21 protein-coding genes are annotated in these 23481 nt (G+C 66.8%); 2 read left to right on the top strand and 19 right to left on the bottom strand.

What is annotated here, in order from left to right; all coding sequences use genetic code 11:
• Positions 1-15: 15 nt before the first annotated feature.
• The 19 genes from K32_RS20440 to K32_RS20350 form a co-directional block, all read right to left on the bottom strand.
• On the bottom strand, positions 16-684 hold the full coding sequence (locus tag K32_RS20440) for a methionine ABC transporter permease (protein WP_201401275.1): 669 nt from the start codon (positions 682-684) through the stop codon (positions 16-18).
• Positions 665-1867 carry a methionine ABC transporter ATP-binding protein gene (locus K32_RS20435; protein WP_201401274.1) on the bottom strand — a complete coding sequence of 401 codons (1203 nt, stop codon included), beginning with the start codon at positions 1865-1867 and terminating at the stop codon, positions 665-667. Before K32_RS20435 ends, K32_RS20440 begins: the two co-directional genes overlap by 20 nt.
• Positions 1864-3297: an LLM class flavin-dependent oxidoreductase gene (locus K32_RS20430; protein WP_201401273.1), complete on the bottom strand. Its 1434-nt coding sequence runs from the start codon at positions 3295-3297 to the stop codon at positions 1864-1866. Before K32_RS20430 ends, K32_RS20435 begins: the two co-directional genes overlap by 4 nt.
• An 83-nt stretch (positions 3298-3380) precedes the next feature.
• The gene (locus tag K32_RS20425; protein ID WP_201401272.1) at positions 3381-4184 is read right to left on the bottom strand and encodes a MetQ/NlpA family ABC transporter substrate-binding protein; all 804 of its coding nucleotides are present in this window, start codon (positions 4182-4184) and stop codon (positions 3381-3383) included.
• A 117-nt stretch (positions 4185-4301) separates the two neighbouring features.
• Positions 4302-5111 (bottom strand): MetQ/NlpA family ABC transporter substrate-binding protein, encoded by an 810-nt coding sequence (locus tag K32_RS20420; protein WP_201401271.1) that lies wholly within the window; start codon positions 5109-5111, stop codon positions 4302-4304.
• 44 nt (positions 5112-5155) lie between these two features.
• Positions 5156-6712, bottom strand: coding sequence for a rhodanese-like domain-containing protein (locus tag K32_RS20415; protein ID WP_201401270.1), 1557 nt, complete (start codon positions 6710-6712; stop codon positions 5156-5158).
• 349 nt (positions 6713-7061) lie between these two features.
• Positions 7062-8051 carry a sugar ABC transporter substrate-binding protein gene (locus tag K32_RS20410; protein WP_201401269.1) on the bottom strand — a complete coding sequence of 330 codons (990 nt, stop codon included), beginning with the start codon at positions 8049-8051 and terminating at the stop codon, positions 7062-7064.
• A gap of 57 nt (positions 8052-8108) precedes the next feature.
• A complete protein-coding gene (locus tag K32_RS20405; protein ID WP_201401268.1) occupies positions 8109-9077 on the bottom strand; it encodes an ABC transporter permease in 969 nt (322 codons plus the stop codon).
• A 15-nt stretch (positions 9078-9092) separates the two neighbouring features.
• Positions 9093-10589 (bottom strand): sugar ABC transporter ATP-binding protein, encoded by a 1497-nt coding sequence (locus K32_RS20400; protein WP_201401267.1) that lies wholly within the window; start codon positions 10587-10589, stop codon positions 9093-9095.
• 2 nt (positions 10590-10591) lie between these two features.
• The gene (locus tag K32_RS20395; RefSeq protein WP_201401266.1) at positions 10592-11554 is read right to left on the bottom strand and encodes an ABC transporter permease; all 963 of its coding nucleotides are present in this window, start codon (positions 11552-11554) and stop codon (positions 10592-10594) included.
• A 168-nt stretch (positions 11555-11722) separates the two neighbouring features.
• On the bottom strand, positions 11723-12514 hold the full coding sequence (locus K32_RS20390; protein WP_201401265.1) for an SDR family NAD(P)-dependent oxidoreductase: 792 nt from the start codon (positions 12512-12514) through the stop codon (positions 11723-11725).
• Positions 12511-13569, bottom strand: a complete 1059-nt coding sequence (locus K32_RS20385) for a LacI family DNA-binding transcriptional regulator (RefSeq protein ID WP_201401264.1) — start codon at positions 13567-13569, stop codon at positions 12511-12513. The genes K32_RS20390 and K32_RS20385 overlap by 4 nt, the downstream gene beginning before the upstream one ends.
• A 456-nt stretch (positions 13570-14025) precedes the next feature.
• Complete coding sequence (locus tag K32_RS20380; RefSeq protein WP_201401263.1) at positions 14026-15540, bottom strand: sugar ABC transporter ATP-binding protein; 1515 nt, start codon at positions 15538-15540, stop codon at positions 14026-14028.
• The gene (locus K32_RS20375; RefSeq protein ID WP_201401262.1) at positions 15537-16571 is read right to left on the bottom strand and encodes a substrate-binding domain-containing protein; all 1035 of its coding nucleotides are present in this window, start codon (positions 16569-16571) and stop codon (positions 15537-15539) included. Before K32_RS20375 ends, K32_RS20380 begins: the two co-directional genes overlap by 4 nt.
• Positions 16572-16633: 62 nt before the next feature.
• A complete protein-coding gene (locus K32_RS20370) occupies positions 16634-17632 on the bottom strand; it encodes an ABC transporter permease (RefSeq protein WP_201401261.1) in 999 nt (332 codons plus the stop codon).
• Positions 17633-17665: 33 nt separating this feature from the next.
• Entirely contained in the window at positions 17666-18499 is an 834-nt protein-coding gene (locus K32_RS20365) for an amidohydrolase (RefSeq protein ID WP_201401260.1), read from the bottom strand.
• Positions 18500-18515: 16 nt separating this feature from the next.
• Positions 18516-19316 (bottom strand): SDR family NAD(P)-dependent oxidoreductase, encoded by an 801-nt coding sequence (locus K32_RS20360; protein WP_201401259.1) that lies wholly within the window; start codon positions 19314-19316, stop codon positions 18516-18518.
• 49 nt (positions 19317-19365) lie between these two features.
• Positions 19366-20481, bottom strand: a complete 1116-nt coding sequence (locus tag K32_RS20355) for a mandelate racemase/muconate lactonizing enzyme family protein (protein ID WP_201401258.1) — start codon at positions 20479-20481, stop codon at positions 19366-19368.
• Positions 20482-20510: 29 nt separating this feature from the next.
• Entirely contained in the window at positions 20511-21392 is an 882-nt protein-coding gene (locus K32_RS20350; RefSeq protein WP_201401257.1) for a substrate-binding domain-containing protein, read from the bottom strand.
• A gap of 294 nt (positions 21393-21686) precedes the next feature.
• Here K32_RS20350 and K32_RS20345 point away from each other — a divergent pair, with 294 nt between their 5' ends.
• Positions 21687-22454 (top strand): FadR/GntR family transcriptional regulator, encoded by a 768-nt coding sequence (locus K32_RS20345; protein ID WP_201401256.1) that lies wholly within the window; start codon positions 21687-21689, stop codon positions 22452-22454.
• A 19-nt stretch (positions 22455-22473) separates the two neighbouring features.
• Positions 22474-23469 (top strand): P1 family peptidase, encoded by a 996-nt coding sequence (locus tag K32_RS20340; protein ID WP_201401255.1) that lies wholly within the window; start codon positions 22474-22476, stop codon positions 23467-23469.
• Positions 23470-23481 lie beyond the last annotated feature (12 nt).

Raw genomic sequence — 23481 nt, 5'->3', positions numbered from 1 at the left:
CCGGCCGCCGCGTCGTCATTTGCGATGGTTGAGCCGGCGCGCCAGGCGGTCGCCGGATACTTGGATGATGCTCACCAGCGCGATCAGGATGGCGATGACCGTGATCATCACGGTGGTGTCGAAGCGCTGGTAGCCGTAGCGGATGGCGAGATCGCCGAGGCCGCCGCCGCCGACCACGCCGGCCATGGCCGACATGCCGGTGACCGACACCAGCGTCACCGTAAAGCCGCCGATAATGGCCGGGAGCCCCTCCGGCAGCAGCACGTGCCAGATGATCTGCCAGCGCCGGGCGCCCATCGCCTCGGCCGCCTCGATCAGGCCGTGGTCGATCTCGCGCAGGCCGACTTCGGCGACGCGCGCGAAGAACGGCGTGGCCGAGACGGTGATCGGAACCACCGCTGCCCAAAGCCCGATCGACGTTCCGACCAGGAAGCGGGTGATCGGGATCAGCGCGACGAGCAGGATGATGAAGGGCGTCGAGCGGAACGCGTTGATAACGGCGCCGACGACCCGGTTGAGACGGGGCGCCTCCAGCACGCCGCCCGGTCCGGTGGCGATCAGCAGGATGGCGATCGGCAGGCCGAGCAGCAGCGTCAGCAGTCCGGCCGCGGCGACCATCTGGACCGTCTCCCACGCCGCCGCGACGGTCACTTCGGCATAGGCGTCAAACGGGAGCTGAAACATGGCCGAGCACCTCGACTTGGACGTTGGGAGGAAGCGAGCCCAGCCGGGTCTCGATCTCTTCCGGGCGGTTGCCCTCGGACGGGACGGCGACCAGCAGCCGGCCGACGGTGTGGCCGCGGATGCGGTCGACAGCGCTGTCCAGAAGCTGGACGGGGCCGTGCACGACCTTCAGCACCGCCTGCAGATCCGGCGCGCCGCCGCTCTCGGGAAGGAAGGTGGCGCGAACCAGCAGCGTTCCCGCGCCGGCGGGGAAGCCGGGTTGGAGGCGGTCGGTCAGATCGTCCGGAATGCCGTGCTCGATCTGGCCGAGCAGCGATTTCGTCACCTCGTGCTCGGGATTGCCGAAGACCTTCCAGACGTCGCCGAGCTCGACGATCCGCCCGTGATCGAGCACCGCGACGCGGTCGCAGATCTCGCGGATAACGGCCATTTCATGCGTGATCAGCACGACGGTGATGCCGTTGCTGCGGTTGATCTCGCGCAGCAGGCCGAGGATCGACTGGGTGGTTTCCGGATCGAGCGCCGAGGTCGCCTCGTCGCAGAGCAGGATGTCGGGATCGTGCACGAGCGCGCGGGCGATACCGACGCGCTGCTTCTGGCCGCCCGAGAGCTGCGCCGGATAGGCGTCGCGCTTGTCTGAGAGGCCGACGAGCGACAGCAGCTCCTCGACCTTGCGATCGATCTGCCGTCGCGGCGCGCCCGCCATCACGAGCGGCAGGGCGACGTTCTGCGCCACGGTCTTGGCGGACATCAGGTTGAAATGCTGGAAGATCATGCCGATGCGACGGCGCAACTGCACCAGCCCTTCGCCGACGAGACCGGAAGCCGTGACGCCGTTGACGACGACGGTGCCGCTGGTCGGACGCTCCAGTCGATTGATCAGCCGGATCAGGGTCGATTTGCCGGCGCCGCTGCGGCCGATGAAGCCGAAGATCTCGCCCTGGCGGATCTCGATGCTGATGTCCTTCAGCGCCTGCACCGAGCCCGACGGCGTCGCATAGATCTTCTCAATTCCCTCGAACACCACGCTGGCAGCCGATCGCGGGTTCTCAGAAGCGGGGACGCTCCGCGTTTCGCCTCGGGAGACGATCGATCCCGGATGGGGGGCTCCCGCCAGTTCCGCCGTCCGCAGCGCGGGTCCCGCCCAGGCGGCCAGGGCATCGGTTCCTGCTGGGTGCGTCATGAGGCGGTCCCTTCGTGCAGAGGCGCATTGGCGTCACCGGCAGCGCCGGACGGGCGGTAGCGGAACCGCCGGCCGTAATGGCGGTCCGGGAGCTGGCCGCTGCCATGCCCGAACAGCTTCTCGCGCAGCGTGCCTTCCTCGTACTCTTCCTTGAAGACGCCGCGCTGCTGCAGTTCCGGCACGACGAGATCGACGAAGTCCTCGTAGCTTTCCGGCGTCACGACCCGCACCAGGTTGAAGCCGTCGATGTCGGTCTCGCGCGCGAATGCCGTCAGCTCGTCGGCGACCTGCGACGCCGAGCCGACGATCGGCTTGTTGCGGGAGCCGAGCTTCATCTCGTCGAGCAGGCGGCGGACGGTCCAGGACGCGCCGGTATTGTATTTCGTGATGGCGTCGAGGGCGGCGCCCATCGCCTGCGTACTGCCGGCGTTGATCGGCTCGTCGAGGCCGTAGCGCGAGAGGTCGATGCCGATCGAGGCGCAGAAATGCGTCAGACCGCCGGCGGCGCTCGCATAGCGCTCATATTCGGCATATTTCTCGCGGGCTGCCGCTTCCGTCCGGTCGACCACGACGGTGACGCCGACGAAGATCTTGAGGTCGTCCGCCGCCCGCCCGTTGGCGACGGCACGACGGCGCAGGTCGGCGACGATGTTGCGCGTCAGCTCGACGTTCTGGCCCTGCGACGACATGAAGATGCATTCGGCGTGGCGCGCCGCGAAATCGCGGCCGCGCGACGAGGTGCCGGCCTGGAACAGGACGGGGGTGCGCTGGGGCGACGGCTCGCAGAGATGGATGGCGTCGAGCTGGTAGAAGGGGCCGTCATGCTTGATCCGGTGCACCTTCGCCGGATCGGTGAAGCGCCCACTCGCGCGGTTCCGCTCCACGGCGTCGTCTTCCCAGCTCCCTTCCCAGAGCTTGTAGACGAGGTCGAGATAGTCGTCCGCCATGTCGTAGCGATCGTCATGGCGGATCTGCTCGGTGAGGCCCATCGCCCGCGCGGCGCTGTCGAGATAGCCGGTGACGATGTTCCAGCCGATCCGGCCCTTGGTCAGGTGATCGAGGGTCGAGAAACGCCGCGCCAGGATATAGGGGCGCTCATAGGTCAGATTGGCGGTGACGTTGAAGCCGAGATGCTTGGTGGCATAGGCCATCGCCGAGAGCGGGATGATCGGATCGTTGATCGGCACCTGGACGGAATCGCGCAGCGCCGCGTCGGGCGAGCCGCCATAGACGTCGTTGGTGCCGATCACATCCGCGATGAACAGGCCGTCGAACTTGCCGCGCTCGAGCGTCTGGGCGAGCTTCACCCACTGGTCGAGGTCGGTATAGTTCGGCGACTGGTCGCGCGGATGCGTCCACGTGCCATGAGATATGTGCCCGACGCTGTTCATGTTGAACGCGTTGAGGCGGAGCTTTTTATCGTATCCCATGAAGTGTATCCGATGATCCCTGTCGTTTGTCGCTGTTGACCAGCGTTGGTTGGCAGGTCGCCGTCTGGCGACCTGCCGCGTCGTTACCAGGCGAAGCCGACCTGGCCGTGGTAGAGGTCGGTGAGGATCTTCTTCACCTCGGGCGCGCCGTTGTAGATCTTGATGAACTGCTGCAGGCGCGGATCGTTGGCGTCCTCGGCGCGGGTGACCCAGTGGATGGCGAAGACGTTGCTGGGCTTCTCGAACACCACGGCGTCGGCCGGATCCTTGCCGGCGAGCTTGACGAAGGAAGCGAAGGTGAGCCCGGCATCGACGTCCGGCAGCGAGCGCACGACCTGCTGCGCCTCGACCTGGATGAACTTCAGGTTCTTCGGGTTCTCGACGACGTCCTGCAGGGTGGCGTTGTAGTCGGCGCCGTCCTTCAGCTTGACCAGGCCGAGCGACTGCAGGAACAAGAGGGCGCGGCCGGTGTTGACGGGGTCGTTGGCGAAGGCGATCTGCGCGCCGTCCTTGAGCTCGTCGAGCGACTTCAGCTTGTCCGAATAGACGCCGAGCCAGCTGATGTAGCCGGGCGCGACGGCGGTGAAGTTCCAGCCGTTCGACTTGGCGGCGTTCTCGAGGAACGGGATGTGCTGGAAGTAATTCACGTCGACGTCGCCATTGGCGAGCGCGGTGTTGGGCGTCACCCAGTCGGTGAATTCCACCAGCTTCACGTCGAGGCCCTGCTTTTCGGCGAGGTCGGCGGCGAAGCGCACGGCTTCATTGGCCGGGCTCGACGCCAGGCCGATGCGCAGCGGCTTGGTATCGGCGGCCAGAGACGGGCCGGATGCCAAGAGGACGCTGCCGACGGCGAAGGCGAGACCGGCGAATAGCCGACGAGAGATCATGCTGAAACTCCGTTCATTCCAAGGGGCTGGGAGGGGAGCGGCCGCGCCGGGATGGCGCGGGCCGCGTATCGGGATCTGGAGATCGGGTTGCCCGGCTTCGGGCGACGGGCGCCGCGCCTACCAGGCGAAAGTGACGTGGCCGTTGTAGAGCTTGGTCAGCAGCGGCTTCACTTCCGGGTCGTTCTCGTAGACCTGGATGAACTTCGCGAGGCGCGGATCCTTGGCGTCCTCGGCGCGCGTCACCCACTGCATGGCGTAGACATTGTCCGGCTTCTCGAAGACGAGCGCGCTGTCCGGATCCTTGCCGGCGAGCTTGATGAAGGAGGGGCCGGAGACGACGAAGTCGACGTCGGGCAGCGAGCGCACCACCTGCTGGGCCTCGACCTGGACGAACTTCAGGTTCTTCGGGTTCTCGACGACGTCCAAGAGCGTCGCGCGGAAATCGGCGCCGTCCTTCAGCTTGATGAGGCCCTGCGCCTGCAGGAAGAGCAGCGCGCGGCCCGTGTTGATCGGGTCGTTGGCGATGGTGACCGTCGAGCCGTCCTTGATGTCGTCGAGCGACTTCAGCTTTTCCGAATAGATGCCGGAGACCGAGTTGTAGCCGGGAGCGACGGGGGTGAAGTTCCAGCCATTCGCCTTGGCGGCGTTCTCGAGGAAGGGGATGTGCTGGAAGTAGTTCACGTCGACATCGCCATTGGCGAGGGCGGAGTTCGGGGTGACCCAATCCGTGAACTCGATGATCTGCACCTTCAGGCCCTGCTGCTCGGCGAGCTGCGCGGCGTGGCGGACGGCGTCATTGGCGATGCTGGTGGCGAGGCCGATGCGCAGCGGCTTCTCGTCTGCGAAAGACGGGCCGGCCGCGCCGGCAATGCCGAGACCGATAGCCAGACTGATACCGAGACCGAAAAACTGCCGGCGAGAGACCATGTCCCAGACTCCTTGCTTGGATCGTCGTTTGGAAAAATCGGGCGTCAGGCGGCGCTGGCGGCCAGCCAGCGGAACCGCACGGTATCGTCCTGCTCGATCGCGTGGCCGAGGCTGCGCTCCCAGGCGAGGTAGTCGCGAAACAGCGGCTCGCGGTTCACCTTGGCGCGCATGGTCGAGCCCCAGTCGTCGTCGAAGGGCGACAGCAGTTGTTCCGGCTTGAACTCGGTTTCGAGCGGCAGGCCGGCGCGGCGCCAGGCTTCCGTGCCGCCCTTGAGCGCAAACGCGTCGATGCCGAACCGGCGACGGATTTCGGACGCCGCATAAGCGGCGTTGGCGCCGTCGGGCGAGGTGAAGAGCAGGGCAGCGGGGGCCGGATGGGTCTCGAGCCATGAAGGCAGGGCGGACCGCAGAACGAAATTCGCGCCGGGGAGATGGCCCTGCTCGTAGTTCAGGCTGGGGCCGACATCGATGACCGTCACGCCCTCGCGGAGACGAGCCTCGGCCTCGGCAATTTCCAGCCAGCGGACATCGTCGGGCAGGGCGGGAGAGACTGTGTCGGAGACCTGCGCCTGCTCCGGATCGAGCGGAAGGATATGAATTTCCGCGTCGTCGAAATGGGAAAGCCAGAAGGCGCTGATCGCCGCGCGCTTCAGATGGGGGTCGTCGATCAGGACGATGCGGGCATGCCGCACCGGGACCTGGACGTCATAGGTCATGACCAGCTGCCCGCCGGGCACGGACTGGGAACCCGGCAGATGGCCCTCGTGATAGGCCGCCTCCGGACGGACATCGAAAACGTAAAGCGTCCGCTCGTCCCGCTCCGCGAGGAATTCCGCATAGCGCGCCGCGTCGATGACGCTGAGCCCGTGGGCATCGACGATGCCTTCGGCCTGCTGCCGCAGCACGTCCGCCGGGATCAGCTTGCCGGGCGGCGGCAGATCGCGGTCGCCGGGGCCCGTCGGCAGGCCGTAGAGGAACGCCGCCATGATGCCGTCCTCGAGGAAGACGACATTGCGCAGGCCGTTCAGCCGGGCGAGCGTCGTCGTGCCGACGATGCCGCGCGTCCGGCTGAAGCAGCTGATGACATAGAGATGATCCGCCTCGTTGCCCCTCGGCAGGTCGTAGAGCGCCAGCTCGACGCCGGGCGCGTTGTGCGCGCCGGCGACCGTCATGTTCCGGTGTTCCTGCTCGGGGCGGCAATCGATGATCGTCGTGGCGCCGCCGCCGTCGAGGCGGGCCTCGAGCTCCGCCGGGGTGATCGTCGGCGTGGCGTAGTTGGCGTGCGCCAGATCCGAGAACGTCTTGACGAGCGTGTTGTAGCCGGTGCCGAGCGGATAGCCGTTCGCCGCCCATGCGGCGACGCCGCCGGCGAGGATGCGGACATCGGTGTAGCCGAGGCCGAGCAGCGTCTCCCGGGCGCGCACCGCAGCGCCATCCGCCTCATCGACGAGGACGATCGGCACGGATTTGCGCGGCGCCGTCCGCAGGATCTGCGGTTCGAGCGTGCTCAGCGCGACGTGGGCGGAAAGGTTTATGTGGCCGCGCGCATAGAATTTCGCTTCGCGCACATCGATCAGCGCCAGCTCATCTGGCTCTGACAACTTCTGGTGAAGCTGATCTGCAGTTATCTCGGAACTGGATGTCATTGTCGGTGCCGTAACTCGCAAATGGGTTCATCCCACCGTGCGCGGCATCCCGTTTCAACCGGGCCGTGACCATGCCGTGCAGCGAGTTGCAGCCTATATATACCCGACCAGATTGATAGATTTTATATGCTTTAGTTGCGGCGCGCCGGAGAGCGTTTTTTCCGGCTTCGGACGTTCCACGAATATTGGCTGCCGCTGATCGTGAGCCCGGGCAATCTCCCGGGGCTTCCCCGGAAAGACGGCGAGGAAGGGGCGCCGGATAACCGGGACCGGCGAATTGGCATTCGCCGGTCCCGTCTTCAGATTACTGGAAGTCGCGCGACCAGAGGTTCGGCGTTTCCTTGATGGTTGCCGGCGTCACCGTGCGACCCTTGGCGAGGCAGCCGTCCGGACCGCACTTCGGATCCTCGCCCTTCTTCAGGGCGATGATGACGCGCACGGCTTCCTTGGCCTGGAGATAGGCGTCCCAGGTGGTGGAGACGTCGATATAGCCTTCTTCCATCGGCTTGACGGCGGCGGAGAGAAGGTCGGTCGTGGCGAGCCAGATGTGCTTCGGCTGGCCGGTCGGAGCCCAGCGATCGGCCTTTTCGAGCGCGGCCTGGATCGACGGGAAGGCGAAGTCGCTGGCGGCGAAGACGCAGTTCGCTTCCGGCTTCGCCGTCAGAGCGTTGGTGAGGCCCGAGAGGAACAGTTCCGGATTCCATTCGGTCGGAACCTGGATGATGGTCTCGTACTGGCCCGTCTCCTTGCCGACTTCGTTCCAGGCCTTGCTGCGGTTGACGGCGTTGATGTCCGTCAGCATGCCCTGCAGCTCGATGCACTTGCCCTTCACGCCGGCCTTTTTCAGGATCTCGGCGAAGGCGAGGCCGGTGCTGCGCGCCTGGTCATAGCTGTCGCCGCCGACATGCGCCGTCGGCGTGCCGCTGGTCGAGCCGCGATCGAAGGTGATGAAGGGAATGCCGGCATCCTTCGCGGCCTTGATCGAGGTGCCGATCGCGCCCGAATCGAAGGCGCGGGCGATGATGACGTCGACGCCGGTGGTGATCAGGTCGTCGATGTTGGCGGCCTGGCGGGCCGGGTCGGCGTTGGCGACGTTGATGACCCACTCGACGTCAAAGCCGGCTTCCTTGCCCTGGGCCTCGCCCTCGGACCGCAAAAACGCCTCCCATGCGGTCTGAAGCGAGGATTCCTTGGTGTCGAGCGAGAAGCCGACCTTGAGCGGCTCGGCGGCATGGGCCGGTGCGAAGCCGGCGAGACCGGCGGCGAGGGCAGCACCCAGAATGTAACGTTTCATAACTTTCTCCTCCTAAAGTTTGGCTTGTTCGTACATTTCACAGGCGGGATTTGGATCTCAGGGGTTGGTGCCCCGTTTGAGCGAAAGCCGTCCGCTTTTCAGTGCATCCGCATACATCGCTGCGAAGATCACGGCGCCGCCGACAAGCCTGTACGAGTAAGGGTTGGCGCCGAGATTGGTGAGCCCGTTGCGGATCATCTCGAAGATGAAGGCGCCCGGGATAATGGCGAGAAGGATCGTGCCGCGGCCGCCGACCAGGCTGATGCCGCCGACGACCACCACGGCGAGCGCGGTGAATTCGAGGCCGCTGCCGAGGAAGGGACTGACCGCGCCGTTCTGGACCGTCGTCAGGATGCCGCCGGCCGAGGCCAGCGTGCCGGCGAGGACGAAGCTCAGGAACCCCGTCCGGTCGACGGGCAGGCCGACCTTGCGGGCAATGGCGATGTCGTTGCCGATGGCGACCAGCTGGCGGCCGAAGGACGTCTTCTCGAGCAAGAGGTGCACGCCGACGAGCACGATCAGCATGATGAAGATGTCGGTCGGCACCGGGCCGATATGGGCATTGCCGAGCACGCGGATCGGCTCCGGCAGCTGCACGAGCAATGCATCGGTGAGCGCCAGCGCGACGCCGCGATAGGCGATCATCGTGCCGAGCGTGGCGATCAGCGAATTGACGTTCAGCACCGTGACGATGAAGCCGTTCACGGCGCCAAGCAGCGCGCCGCAGGCGAGCACCAGGATGGCGGCGAGGATCGGGTCGAGGCCGCTGTTCTTCATCAACAGCGCGCCGACGGCGCAGGAGAGAAACGCCGTCGAGCCGACCGAGATGTCGAGCCGGCCGGATATCACCACCAGGGCGAGCCCCGACGCCGTGATCGCCAGCGGCGCCATGGTGTGCAGGATGTTGAGGATGTTCTGTGCCTTGAAGAAGTGATCCGTCATCGTCGCGAACAGCAGGAAGGCGAGCGCGAAGACGATGAAGAACCCGTTCTTGATGAGCATGTCGGCACTTGTCTTGATCTTCATGGCTTTGTTCCGTGCCTAGTTGATCGTCGCTATCGCTTGCATCAGCTCGCCGCTGGTGGACGAGCCGGGCAGGTTGCCGATCAGGCGGCCCCGGCTGATCACCAGGTAGCGGTCGCAGACGCGCATCAGTTCCTGCACCTCCGAAGAGACGATCAGGCAGCTGCAGCCCTGTTCGGCCAGCTCGACGACCAGCTTCATGATTTCGTCCTTGGCGCTGACGTCGAGGCCGCGTGTCGGCTCGTCGAGCAGGAACAGGCGCGGATTGGTCGCGAGCCAGCGGGAGAACACCACCTTCTGCTGGTTGCCGCCCGAGAGGGTACCGACCGGCTGCTGCCGGCCGGAGACCTTGATCTGCAGCCGCTGGATCATCTCGTCCGCCAGCGCCGCTTCCTTCTCCGGGCCGACGAGCCGCCATCGGTTCAGCAGCGAGCGCAGGTTGGGCAGCGAGATATTCTGGGTGACGGAGAGCGGCAGGTGCAGGCCCTCGCCGCGCCGGTCCTCGGTGACGATGCCGACATGCGCATGCAGTCGGGTCGGCGTGATCTCCGAGGCGGCGGCGCCGCCGTCGCGCCAGCGGATCGTTCCCTTGTCGATCGGGTCGAGGCCGATCAGGGCGCGCAGCAGCTCGGTGCGACCGGAGCCGAGCAGGCCCCAGAGGCCGACGATCTCGCCGGGCTTGATCTCGAAATCGATGTCGCTGAGCGCGCCCTGCCGGCCGAGGCCGGTTACGGAGAGCAGCGCGTCGCCTTCCGCCACCACCGGCTCGCGGATGCGGCCCTCAGCCTCGGCGATGCCCAGCATTAGGTGAACCACCTGCGCCGGGTCGACCTCCGACATCGGCGAGGTCCAGACGGTCTCGCCGTTCCGCATCACCGCGATCTCCTCGCAGATGGAGAAGATCTCGTCGAGGAAGTGCGTGATGTAGAGGATGACCACGCCCTCGGCCTTGAGGCCGCGGATGACGGCGAAGAGCCGCTCACGCTCCGGCGCGCTCAGCGAGGAGGTCGGCTCGTCGAAGATGATGATCCGCGCCTGATGGCGCAGCGCCCGGGCGATCTCCACCAGCTGACGGTCGCCGATCGAGAGCTGCTCGACCGGCGTCTTCGGCGAGATGTTGCAGCCGAGACGGGCGAGCAGCACCTCGGACTGCCGGATCATCTCCGGCATGCGGATGAAGCCCTTCTCCGTCGGCATGCCGTCGATGAAGATGTTTTCCGCGACGGTCATCGTTGGGAACATCGTCAGTTCCTGGTGCACGAAGGCGATGCCGTTGCGGTTGGCGTCGCGCGGCGAGCGCAGCGTGATCGGCTCGCCGTCGATCGAGATATGACCGCTGTCCGAAGTGACGACGCCGCCGAGGATGTTCATCAGTGTCGACTTGCCGGCGCCGTTGGCGCCCATGACGGCCAGGGCCTGGCCGCCGCGCGCCTCGAGATGGGCGCTCTTGATCGCCGGGACGGTGCCGAACGATTTGGCGATGCCGTCCATGCGCAGGATGGTTTGTCCGCTCATCGCTACTTCGCTCCCCGGCTGTCGGCCGCGACGAAGGCGACGATGACCGCGCCCTTGATGACGAGGCTCAGATAGAAGGAAACGCCGATCAGGTTCATCGCGTTGGAGAGCACGGTGATCAGCAGCGCGCCGAACAGGGCGCCGGCGACGCGGCCGGCTCCGCCATAGATGCTGATGCCGCCGACGACGCAGGCCGACACGATGTCGAGCACCATGCCGTCATTGCCCATATTGGCGGAGGCCGAGCCGAGGCGGGCCGTCAGCAGGATCGCGGTCAGGCCGGCCATGAGCCCGCCGAAGACATAGCTCGCCATGACGACGCGGCTGATCGGCACGCGGGCGACGCGCGCGGCCTTCTCGTTGATGCCGACGGCATAGGCCCAGCGCCCGACGATCGACGACCGCATCAGTATCGTGACCATCACCGCCAGAATGGCGACGATGAAGATGGTGATCGGGATGCGGAAATAGGGACGCGCGTTGAAGAGATCGACGAAGCCTTCCGGCAATTGCGAGATGCTGAGCGAGTTCGTCATCCACACCGACGTGCCGGACACCATGGTCATCATGGCGAGCGTGACCACGAAGGGGATCATCTTGAGCTTGGCGACGGCGAAACCGTTGATCAGGCCGATGGCGAGGCCGGTGCCGGCCATGATCAGCGAGCCGGTCACCCAGTCGCCGGTCGTCTTCATGTAGAAGGCGCCGAGGACGGCGCTCATCGCCATGTTGGCCGGCAGCGACAGATCGATGCCGCCGACGATCATGATGACCGCCATGCCGATCGCCAGCATGCCGAGCAGCGACGCCTGCAGCAGCACGTTGATGATGTTGTTGTAGCGGTAGAAATTCGGCGCGTGGATCCAGAGCCCGATCAGGATCGCGGCAATGATCGCGAGCGAAATGAGCACCTGACGCGAGGGCCACTTGCGCGGCGCGGCGGGGAGAGTTCCGGCTAGCGACATGGCGCGGTTCTCCTCTCGTCGGGTCGGTTGGTTTGCTTCATCGTCCCCTCCCTTTCGAAGCGAAACCCCGTCGCTCCGAAATATGTAACGTTTCATTTTGTGGCCGGCGAGAATGCCGGACCTGACCTGATTTGACTGGCGCGTGCGGAACCCGGCTTGAGCCGGTCCTCAGTCCGGCAGCGCCACGCCGAGGCTTGCCATCAATCCTCCGTCCACCTTGAACTCCGCTCCCGAACAGAAGCTGGCGCGGTCGCTGGCGAGAAAGGCCACGACCTCGGCGACTTCCTCCGGTCTGCCAACGCGGCCGAGGGGCTGCGAATTGCCCCACTGGCTGATGGTTTCCGCCTCGCGGCCCGGCGCCGTCTCGCTTGCCGAGAAATGCGTCATCGGCGCATCGATGCAGCCGGGGCAGACGGCGTTCGCCCGGATGCCGGCGCGGCCGAAATCGATGGCGATCGAGCGCGTCAGCGCCATCATGCCGCCCTTCGACGTGGCATAGGCGGCGACGCGTGCCTGGTTGGCGAGGCCCTGCACCGAGGCGATGTTGACGATCGAGCCGCGCCCCTGCTTCACCATGTGCGGCAGCGCGTGATGGCAGGCGAGGTAGGTGCCGCGCAGGTTGACGCCGAGCACCGTGTCCCATTCGCCCGGGCTCATCGAGGCCACCGTGCCATAGGGCTGGATCGCGGCGTTGTTGACGAGAATGTCGATCGAGCCGAGCACGGTCGCCGCCTCCGCGATGGCCGCCTCGACATCCGCCTCGTCGCTGATGTCAGCGACCACGGCGGTCGCTTCCAGGCCGTCGTCGCGCAAGGTCGCGGCGGCGCCCTCGACCATTTCGCGGTCGTGCCCGAGCAGCACGACGGCGCCGCCCCGTTCCGCGATAAGCCGCGCGCAGGCGAGCCCGATGCCACGCCCGCCGCCCGTAATGATGGCCCCTCGGCCTGTCAGTTCACTCACATCACACCTAGTTTCTTACCGATTGGATTCTTGCCGCTTGGCTTTTTGCCGCTTGCCACCAGGGCAGCGGTGGATTGCCGGATCATCAGCTGCGCGCCGGAGCGAACATGACGAAGGCTGATCGGCTGCTTGCCGATCTGCTGGAACATTAGCCGCCAGGTCTCGACCGCGATCTGGTCGATCGGCTGCTGCATGGCGCTGACGGCCGGGCGCAGGAGCCGCAGCCATTCGAAATCGTCGAAGGCGAGCAGCGACAGCTCGGCCGGGATCTCGATGCCGCAATCGTGCTGTGCATGAATGGCGCCGAGCGTCACCAGGTTGTTCGCCGTGAAGAGGGCAGTCGGCCGCTCGTCGCCGCGGAAGAGGGCGCTGAGCGAGATCCGCGCGTCTTCGACCGTCATGCCGACGATGCGCACATCCGCCTTGGCGCCCGCCTCGCGCATGGCCTGCTCGAAGCCGATGATGCGTTCGCGCGTGTTCCAGAGATTGGGCGAGTTGACCGCCAGCGTGATGTGGCGGTGGCCGAGCGACAACAGGTAGCGCGCGCCCTGGTAGGCGGCGTCGATATTGTCGACGGCGACGCTCGGATACGGGTTTTCGGCCGCGATACGGTCGACGATGACGCAGGGCAGGTCGGGCCCGAGGAGATCCATCAGCATGTCGGAGCCGTCGAGCGGCGGGATGACGATCATCCCGTCGACCTGCCGCTGGATCAGCGTGTCGGCCCGGGTCTTCGCCTGCTGCGAGTCTTCGCCCGTCGTGACGATCAGGACGGTGTAGCCGGCCTCCGCCGCCAGGTTTTCGATCTTCTCGACGAATTCGGCGTAGAAGGTGTTCAGGATGTCGGGAATGACGATGCCGACGGTCTGGGTATGGCGGCTGCGAAGACTGGCGGCGATCCGGTTGCGCTGGTAGCGCAGGGTCTCGGCCGCCTCAAGGACGCGAGCCCGCAGCTCCGGCTTGACGGTCACGTCGCCATTCAGCACTTTCGAGACAGTACCCAGCGCAACGCGCGCGAGCCTCGCCACGTCGTTCATCGTCGGTTTATCGGACATCAAAGCCACTTATGAAACGTTTCATCGAAGATGCGAGCGTTTCCTCGGACTGTCAATAGTCAAAACAATTCCGGCCTGCCGGGCGTCGGCAGGAGGCTGCGCCGACGGTCGGGCGGCGCCTCTGGGGAAGGATCTTGCGGAAGGGCAAAAGATCTTGCGATCCCCAGTCGGCTGCCTGCGGGGAGGCGTCGGCAAACGCGTGGAAAAGCGTGATGGCGCAGGGCGTTACGGGCTGCGCCGGGTGGAGGGTCCGGAGGCCTGCGAGCCGGCTGCCAAGCTCGTCCGGATGGCCCTGATCCGGCGGGATCGCCGCCGCGCGGCGGCCGAGCTAGGCGCGAAATTCCCATGGGGAAAGTGGGGGCCAAGTCCCTTCCTCACCTCGGGGAGGCGACGGAAGAGGCGTATGGCGGAGGAGGGGGCTCGAGGGGAGGCTCCCCTCGGACCCGTTGCGACGGTTCAGGCGTGCAGAGGGTGAGGGGAGGCCGTCGAGGCGAGCGTCAGCAGGCTGTGCTTGTCGAGCTCGGGGCTCGGCTGGTCGGCGACGACGCGGCCGCCCTGCATGCAGACGATCCGGTCGGCGATGTCGAGCAGCTCCTCCATGTCGGAGGAAGTGAGACAGATCGCGATCCCCTCGTCGGCCAGCTCGCGCACCAGCTGATGGATCTCGGCCTTTGCCTTCACGTCGACGCCGCGCGTGAAGTCGCTGAGCAGCAGGATCCTAGGCCGAAGATCGAGACAGCGGCCGAGCAGGACGCGCTGCTGGTTGCCGCCCGACAGCCGGCCGGTGAATTCGCGAAGCGCGCTGATGCGCACGCCGACCTGCCGCATGCGGGCGGAGGCTTTGCCCTCCAGCCGGCTGCGGTCCAGCCAGCGAAACGCCGGCATGCGCGAGACCGAGGCGGCGTTGATGTTGAAGGCCGTGGTCCGGTCGAGCCAAAGGCCGCTCTTCTTGCGGTCGGGCGGCATGTAGACGACGCCATGGCCGATGGCGTGGCTTGGATGGCGGAATGTCACCGGCGCGCCCTCGACTTCGATCCGCCCGTCGACGCGCTCGACGCCGCCCAGCATCTCCATGACGGTCGAGACGCCGGAGCCTTCCAGCCCGGCGAGGCCGACGATTTCGCCGGCGCGCAGCGAGAGATCGATCCTGCCGAGCCGTTCGGACGACCCCAGCAGGGTCATGACGGTCCTGCCGGCATCGCCCGTGCGTCGCGCCGATCTCGGCGCATCGGCGGTTTCGCCGACCATGGCGCGCGTGACCGAGGGAATGTCCACGTCGGCCGTGCGCCAGCTGCCGGCGACGCGGCCGTCCCGCAGCACGGTGATGCCGTTGGTGATCGAGAACACCTCGTCGAAGCGGTGCGAGACGAAGATGACCGCCGCCTCCTCCGCCACGATGGAGCGGATGGCCGAGAACAGGCCTTCGGCTTCCGGCTGCGACAGCGCCGAGGTCGGTTCGTCGAGCACGAGCACGCGGCCGCCGGAGCAGAGCGCCCGGCCGATTTCCACCAGCTGGCGATGCGAGAGCGGCAGCTCGTCGATGCGGCGGCCGAGATCGACGACAGCGCCGATGCGCTCGAGCGTCGCTTCCACCTTGCGGCGGCGTTCGCGCAGGTTGAGGAAGCGGAACGACGCCGAGGGCAGGGCGCTGGCGAAGATGTTCTCCTCGACCGTGCGGTCGTTGAAGAGCATCAGCTCCTGGTGCACCACCGAGAGCCCGGCCTGCCGCGCGGCGGAGAGGGAACCGAGCGGGATCGTCCGCCCGGCCACGCTCAGGGTGCCGCTATCCGGGCGGATCGCCCCCGACAGCACGCCGATCAGGGTGGACTTCCCGGCGCCATTGGCGCCGAGAAGCCCGTGAACCTCGCCGGCCTTCACCTCGAGGGAGACATCGCTGAGCGCCCGGAATTCACCGAACTGCTTGCTGATGTTCCGTGCGCTCAGAAGCGCCGCGCCAGCCTGTTCGCTCATCCGCGGAACCGCTCTTCCCGGATCAGGTAGTGGTCGACGTTCTCCTTGGTGACGATCTCGTTGGCGAGATAGAAATTGCCGCCCGGCAGGTCGAGCTTCGGCGCTCCCAGCACGACGCGCTGATAGGCGTACATGATCGGCAGATAGCCCTGCAGATAGGGCTGCTGGCCGATGGTCGCGTCGATGTGGCCTTCCTTGATCAGCTGCAGCGTCTGGTAGAGCAGGTCGGTGCCGACGATCGGGATGTTCTTGCCCTGGTTCTTGCGCACAAGGCCGGCTGCCGCCGTATCGGGACCGCAGAGCGGCATCAGCGCGCCGAGATCCGGATGCGCCTTCAGGATGTCCTGGATGGTGCCGATCTCGCTCGCCATATCGGCCGGATTGGTGTTGTAGACGCCGGCGGTCTCCATGCCGCCCTGCTGCAGGCCCTGCCTGGCGCCCTGGACGCGGAGGTCGAGCCCGAGCGATCCCGGCGCGCAATTGGTCAGCGCGGCCTTGCCCTTGCCGCCGGCGAGCTTGGCGACGAGCTCGCCCTGCGCGACCGCCGCCGCGACCAGATCCTGGCCGAAATAGAGCTCGCGGCCGCTCTTCGGCGTGTCGTTGTTGGCAGTCAGCACCAGCACGCCGTTCTTCATCGCCTTCCTGATCGGCGCGATCCAGGCGTCAGGCTCGAAGGCGACGACGACGATCGCCTGGAAGCCGGTGTTCACCAGCTGCTCGAACTGCGCGATCTGGTTGATCGTGTTGCCGTCGGGCACGCCGCCCCACTGCATCTCGATGCCGAGCTGGGCGCCCGCGTCCTCGGCGCCCGCCTTGAGCGGCGCGAAGAACGGGTTGGTCGTGCCGCCGCAGGAGACGGCCATCTTGATCGGCTTGCCGTGGAAGCTGTTGACCCAGTTTTTCCAGTCGCCGCCCTGCTGCGCCAGTGCCGGCGTGCTCAGCGCCGCCGCGGCGCCCACCGTGCCGGCGAGGCCCAGAAGCTTGCCGAACTGGCGCCGGTCGAAACCGTTCGTCTGCTCGTGATCCGTCATGTCATCCTCCTCCTGATCGGGCCGTCTGACGGACCCGCTTCCTCTTGCTTTTTTGGACGAGCTCAGCCGCGCTGGCTGGCGCCCCGTTTCGTGATCCAGGTCAGGGTCATCGCGGCGATCAGCACCAGGCCGGACACGCCCTGCGACCAGTTCGGCGATATGCCCCAGAGCACGATCAGGTTCTGGATGACGCCGATGACGCAGAGGCCGAGTAAGACGCCGAGAATGGAGCCGCGGCCGCCCGTGAGCTTGACGCCGCCGATGATGATGGCGGCGAGCACGGCGAGCTCGTAGCCAGTGCCGCTCGTCGGGCTCGCCGTCTGCAGGTAGGCGACGGCGCAGACGCCGGAGAGGCCCGCCATCAGGCCCGAGAAGGCGAGCACGGTGATGCGCGTGCGCTCGACATGGAAGCCGATCAGATGGGCGGCGTGCGGATTGCTGCCGATCGCCAGCAGGCGAAAGCCGGAGGACGTCCAGCGCAGCACGATCTCGACGATGACGGCGACGGCCAGGAACAGCAGCGTGATGTAGGAAATCTGGCCGATGCCGCCCTGTCCGAACCATTCGAAGAAGCCGGGAATCTCCGGCAGGCCGCCGACCGGCGAGCCGTTGGCGAGCACCAGCGCGAGGGCCCGGTAGACGCCGAGCGTGGCGAGCGTGATGACCACGACCGGAACCTTGATGATCTCGGCGACGACGCCGTTGACGAGGCCGCAGACGAGGCCGGTCGAGAGGCCCGCGGCGATGGCGACGGCGAGCGGGTAGTCGGCCTTCAGCACCAGAGCCGTGACGATCGAGGAGAGCCCGAAGATCGAGCCGACCGAGATGTCGATCTCGCCGGCCATCAGCGTCAGGCCGACGCCGATGCTGAGAAAGCCGAGAAAGGTGACGTTCTGCAGGATGCCGGTCAGGTTGTTGAGCGTCAGGAAATAGGGGCTGCTGAAGGCGCCGACGACGAAGAACAGCAGCACGGCGAGCGCGATGCCGAGTTCGTCAAAGGCGAGGCTGGAGAGGCCGCGGCGCTTGAGGCGCCCGGCATCGGGGTTCTGCAAATTTGCCATCGTCAGACTCGGGTTGCTTCGGAGAGCGGAGCGTCAGAGGCCATAGAAGCGCTCGCCATTGCCGGCCCAGATCTTCTGCTGGTCGGCACGGGTGAGGCCGGTGAGGGCACCGCCGAGGGTGTCGATCCAGCGGCCGTAATCCGCGACCAGATTGACCACCGGCCAATCGCTGCCGAACACCAGCCGGTCTGGCCCGAAGATGTCGAGGACGGCCTCGAAATAGGGCTTGAGCCGTTCCGGCGACCAGTCCGGGCCGTCCTCGGTCAGGATGCCCGAGAGCTTGCAGTGGACGTGCTTCAGGTCGCGGAACTCTTCCATGTCGCGTCGCCACGGCTCGAAGGCGCCGTTGCGGATCTCCGGCTTCGCCATGTGATCGACGATCACCGGCAGCGTCGGGTGACGCTCGATGAACTTCACGGTGTTGAGGATGTGGCGCGGCCTGACCAGCGCGTCGAAGCGCAGGCCCTGTTCCAGCATCGTCTCGACGACCGGATCGAGCGCCCGGTTCAGGATCCAGTCGTCGTCCGGCAGATCCTGCAGATAGGGGCGGATGCCCTTCAGCTTGCGGAACCGGGCCCATTCGCGGAGCTCGGCCGACGCGTTCTCGCCCAGCATGTCGACCCAGGCGACGACGCCGCGGACGAAGTCGTTGGCATCGGCATGGCCGAGCAGATAGGCCGTCTCCTGGATCGAGGCGGCGGCCGATACCAGCACGACGCCCTCGACGTCGTTCGCCGCCATCAGCGGCCGCGCATCGCGCGGGCCGTAGTCGCCATAGAGCACCTTGAGCTCCGGCGACATCCAGAGCGCGTAGTGGGACTCCATCGCCAGAGTCCAGAAATGCATGTGGCAGTCGATCCGGCGCATGATGCCTCCCACCCGGCTAGACGATGCGGAGGCTGGCGAGCAGGCCGCCATCCGCGGTGAACTCGGAGCCGGTGCAGAAGCCCGAGCGGGGGCTCGCCAGGAAGGCCGCCAGCTCGGCGATCTCGGACGCCTCGCCCAGCCGCTGCAGCGGCACCGGACGCGCTAGCCCCGCATACACCTCCTCGACGCTCCGGCCGTCGGCGTTGCCCTTGGCGAAGTGCTCCTGCATCGGCGTGATGATCGAGCCCGGGCAGATGGTGTTGGCGCGGATACCGTGCTTGGCGAGATCGACTGCCAGCGTGTGGGTGAAGGTGACGATCGCGCCCTTGGTCGTCGCATAGGCGCAGACATTCGGCGTGTTCGACGTCGCCTGCACCGACGAGACGGTGATGATCGAGCCGCCGCCGCGCTCGATCAGATGCGGCGCGCCATAGTGGCAGGTCAGATACATCGACTTGATGTTGACGGCGAAGGTGCGGTCCCAGGTCGCCTCGTCCGTCTCGATCACGTTGCCGAGCGGATGAATGGCGGCCGAGCACATCAGGATGTCCAGCCCGCCGAAGTGAGCGACCGTGTCGGCGATGGCCTGGCGGACGAAATCCGCCTGGCTGGCATCGCCGTTGAAGCCGATCACCTTGCGCTTGCCGTCGGCCGAGAGCTCGGCGGCGAGCGCCGGCGTATTCGTCGAATGGCCGATGATCGCGACATTGGCGCCGCGATCGGCCAGGAGCGTGGCGGACGCCAGCCCGATGCCGGAGCTGCCGCCCACCACGAAGGCGGTCTTGCCTTCGAATTCCCGCTCGATAGGTCGTGTCATTTGGGTCTCCTCCCTTTTCCCAAGTCCCTGAAAACGCGCCTCCCGGCGCTCAGAGGGCCTTGGAGTAGGCGGCAATCGCGTCCTTGGTCAGCGTGCAGCCGGCGCCCGGCAGTTGCGGGCGGACATAGTGGCCATCCTCGATGCGGATCGGCTCGGCGAAGCAGTCTTTGATCCAGGGGATGTATTCGAGCATCGTCGTTGCCGGATGCCAGAAGGAGAGGTGGACATGCACCTGGCCCATGTCGCCGACATGCGCCACCACCGGCAGCCGGTTCGAATGCGCGGTATGGGCGACCTGGATGTATTCGGTGATGCCGGCGACGCGGGTCACGTCGGGCTGCACATACTGCACCGCGCCGGAGGCGATGAAGTTGTTGAAGGCCTCCGCCGTGTAGAGCTGCTCGCCGAGCGCGATCGGGATCGAGGTCGACTGGGCCAACGTGACGTGCGAGGCGACGTCGTCGTACCACATCGGCTCCTCGAACCAGAAGATGTCGAGGGCTTCGGCGCGGGCGCAGAAGCGCTGCGAGGTCGGCAGGTCCCACTTGCCGTTGCCGTCGATCGCGATGGTGACGCTCGGCCCGACGGCCTTGCGGACGGCCTCGATGCGGGCGATGTCGATCGTCGGATCGGCGTGGCCGACCTTCAGCTTCAGACGACGGAACCCTTCCTGCTCGATGGCGCGCAGGCTGCCCTCGACCAGCCGCTCCTTCGGGATCGAGAGCCAGCCGATATCGGTGTTGTAGGCTTCGAGCTTGTCGACGGTGGCGCCGCCGAGCAGCTTCCAGAGCGGCAGGCCCGCCTTCTTGGCGCGCAGGTCCCAGAGCGCGATGTCGATGGCCGCGAGCGCGATATGGGTGACGCCGGCGCGACCGACCCACTGCACGGCCGGATAGCGCGCGAGCTTCGCCCAGAGCCGGTCGCCGTCCTGCGCGTCTTCGCCGATCAGCATCGGCGCATAGCTGTCCGAGATGCAGGCGGCGATCAGCCGATCGGTCGGCAGGTGGGCGTGCGTGCCGGTGAAACCGTAGCCTTCGAGGCCATCCTCGGTGACGATCTTGGCGCCCACGACACCCCAATGGGTGATGGTGTGGGTGGAGTCCGAGATGGAATCCACGTTGAGCGGCACGTGGAGGATGAAGGGCTCGACCGATTTGATCTTCATGTCAGGTCTCAGGCAGTTCGAGAAAGGGGTCAGCGAATGGATTGCCGGCTAAGCTCGCGAATGGCGTCGAGATTGGCGCGGTCGACGATGGCCGCGCCCGCGTCGAGCGAGGGCGGCGGCAGCAGGCCGTAGCGGCGGTAGAGCGCGAGCTGGACGACGGGATAGAAGCCCTGCGCATAGGGCTGCTGGTCGATGACGCAGTCGATGAAGCTCTCCGAGATCAGGTCCACGATCCCGGGCGACAGGTCGAAGCCGGCCACATAGGGATGGTTCGGAGCCAGCGACCTCGCCGCCACGCCGCAGGCCTCGGTGTCGCCCTGGCCGGTGCCGAGGATCGCCTGCACGGGAAACTGCGCGATCGCCTCGCGCAGGATTGCCGCGCCGCGCTCGGGGTCTTGCCCGACGCGCAGGCGCCGCCAGCTTATGTCGTGCTGCGCGAGCCCCGCCTGGATGCCGGCCAAGCGCTCCTCCAGCGCGTCGACGCCATCGTCATGCACGGTGATGAGGACGGTCGAGCCCTTCGGGATCGCGGCGGCCGCCCGGCGGCCGAGCGCCTTGCCGGCGGCGTGAAAATCCTGCGCGATCGAGCTCAGATTGCCGCTCGTGCGGCGCGAGGCGTCGATGTTGAAGCCGACGACGGGGATCGATTTCGCCCGCGCCTCGGCGATCACCTCGTTGAACGCGGTCGCGTCGAAGATGTTGAGCCCGATGCCGTCGACGCCGTCGGCGATCGCCTGGCGCGCGAGCCGGATGAGCTCGGACGCCTCGACGCCCGGCGTGCCGTCCAGCTCGGCCTCGACCTGCATGGCGGCGGCGGCGTCGTTCATGCCCTTCCGCACGACGGTGAAGAGCTCCTCTTTCGCCGCGATGGTGAGCAGACGAAATCTCAGTTTGACGGAACCGGAATTCAAGGCATCGCTCCCTTCCCGACGATGCACTCGGCAAGATCGGGACAATACTGGTTCGCGATCGCAAGGCGGCGGTGGATCGGCGCTTTGCTTGTCAGATCAACTTCAAGAGGCAGGTTTTGTTGGTTTTATACTGCTTTCCGGAGGCTGTCTGACGATCGCTTGATCTATTGGTCCAACCACTGGACATTTGGACTGATAGGCCGCTTTGCAAGCGCCGTCAACCTCGATATGTTGCCCCGTCATCGCCCCAGCCTCGTCAGGTGGCCGACGTTCAGCCCCAGCCTGGAAGGCCCCATGAAACGACTTCCCCCCTCCCGTCTCGCGCATCCGGAGAAGGCCGCCGAGGCCCGGCTGCCGCAGCTCGAGCCGGTCCGTCTGTATCGCCAGATCGCCGATTTGATCCGGGACCGCATCGATCAGGGGCTCTTCCCGATCGGCACTCTCCTGCCGGCGGAACGGGAGCTGGCGCAGCAGCTCGGCGTCAGCCGGACGTCGGTGCGGGAGGCGCTGATCGCGCTCGAGGTCAGCGGCAAGGTGTCGATCCGCGTCGGTCACGGCGTGCAGATTCTGGAGGCAACGCCCCGGCCGGATCCTGCCGGCGCCGTCGCCGGCCTGGCCGACCGCGACATCGGACCGATCGAGCTGATGGAGGCGCGCCTGCATATCGAGCTCCGCACGGCGGAGCTCGCCGCGGCGAACCGGACCGAGGCGGATCTCGAACGGATGCGCGAGGCGATCGAGCTGCAGGACGAGGCGGAGTCGGTCAGGGCGCCGAACTACCGGAACGGCGACCGCAACTTCCATGTCGCGATCGCTCGGGCGAGCGGCAACGCCGCCTACGCCTTTGTCATCGCCTCGCTGTGGGACAATCTCTCCCGGCCGCTGTTCAACAAGTTCGAGGAGCTGCTCGTCGGCCCCGATCGCCCGGCGAAGACGGTCGAGGAGCACCGGCGCATTCTCGACGCGATCGCCGACGGCCGGGAGGCCGACGCCCGCGCGGCGATGCAGAAGCATCTCGATGCGGTGCTGCTCGCTTTTTCACGCGGCCTCGGCGACGAATAACTTCGGAGGTTCCTGCCCGATGCGCAATCTGATCACCGATGTTCCAGGCCTCAAGGTCGGCAATTCGACCGATCTCGCGCTCGCCTCCGGCGTCACGACGGTCGTCTTTGACGAGCCCACCGTGGCGTCCGTCGATGTGCGCGGCGGCGGGCCGGGAACGCGGGAGACCGATCTGCTCGATCCCCGCGAGACGGTCGGCGCCATTCATGCCGTCGTGCTTTCCGGCGGATCGGCATTCGGGCTCGACGCCGCTTCTGGCGTCATGGCGGCGCTGGCCGAGCGCGGGGTCGGCTTCGAGGTCGGCACGGCCCGCGTGCCGATCGTGCCCGGCGCCGTGCTGTTCGATCTTCTGAATGGCGGCGACAAGGACTGGGGCCGGTTTTCGCCCTATCGCGATCTCGGCCATGCCGCCGTCGAGGCCGCGACCCTCGATTTTCCGCTCGGCACGGTCGGCGCCGGCACGGGCGCGACCACAGTCAATCTCAAGGGCGGGCTCGGTTCTGCCTCGATGATCTCCGCCTCGGGCCACACGGTCGGCGCGCTCGTCGCGGTCAATGCCTGCGGCGCCGTCAATCTCGGAGAGGGGCCGCATTTCTGGGCGGCGCCGTTCGAGCAGGGGGGCGAGTTCGGCGGGCTCGGCCTGCCGCATCCGCTGCCCGCCCTGCCGGTTCGGCCGCCGCTGAAGGGTCTGCCGCCCGGCGCCAACACGACGATCGCCGTCGTCGCCACGGATGCGGTGCTGACCAAGGCGCAGTGCAAGCGTCTCGCGGTGATGGCGCATGATGGCTATGCCCATGCGATCTGGCCGGTGCACACGCCGCTCGACGGCGACACGATCTTCGCCGCCGCGACGGCCCGGAAGCCGCTGGCCGATCCGGTGTTCGACCTGGCCCTGATCGGTGATGCCGTGGTGCGGACGCTCGCCCGCGCCTGCGCGCGCGCCGTCTACGAGGCGACCGCCCTGCCGCAGCCCGACACCCTGCCTGCCTGGCGCGACGTCTGGGATCGGACCTAGAGGAACCGCGCA

The organism is Kaistia sp. 32K, from assembly GCF_016629525.1.
Lineage (GTDB): Bacteria > Pseudomonadota > Alphaproteobacteria > Rhizobiales > Kaistiaceae > Kaistia.
Note: the sequence above shows the minus strand (reverse complement) of the source record. Positions and strands in the feature narration are given on the sequence as shown.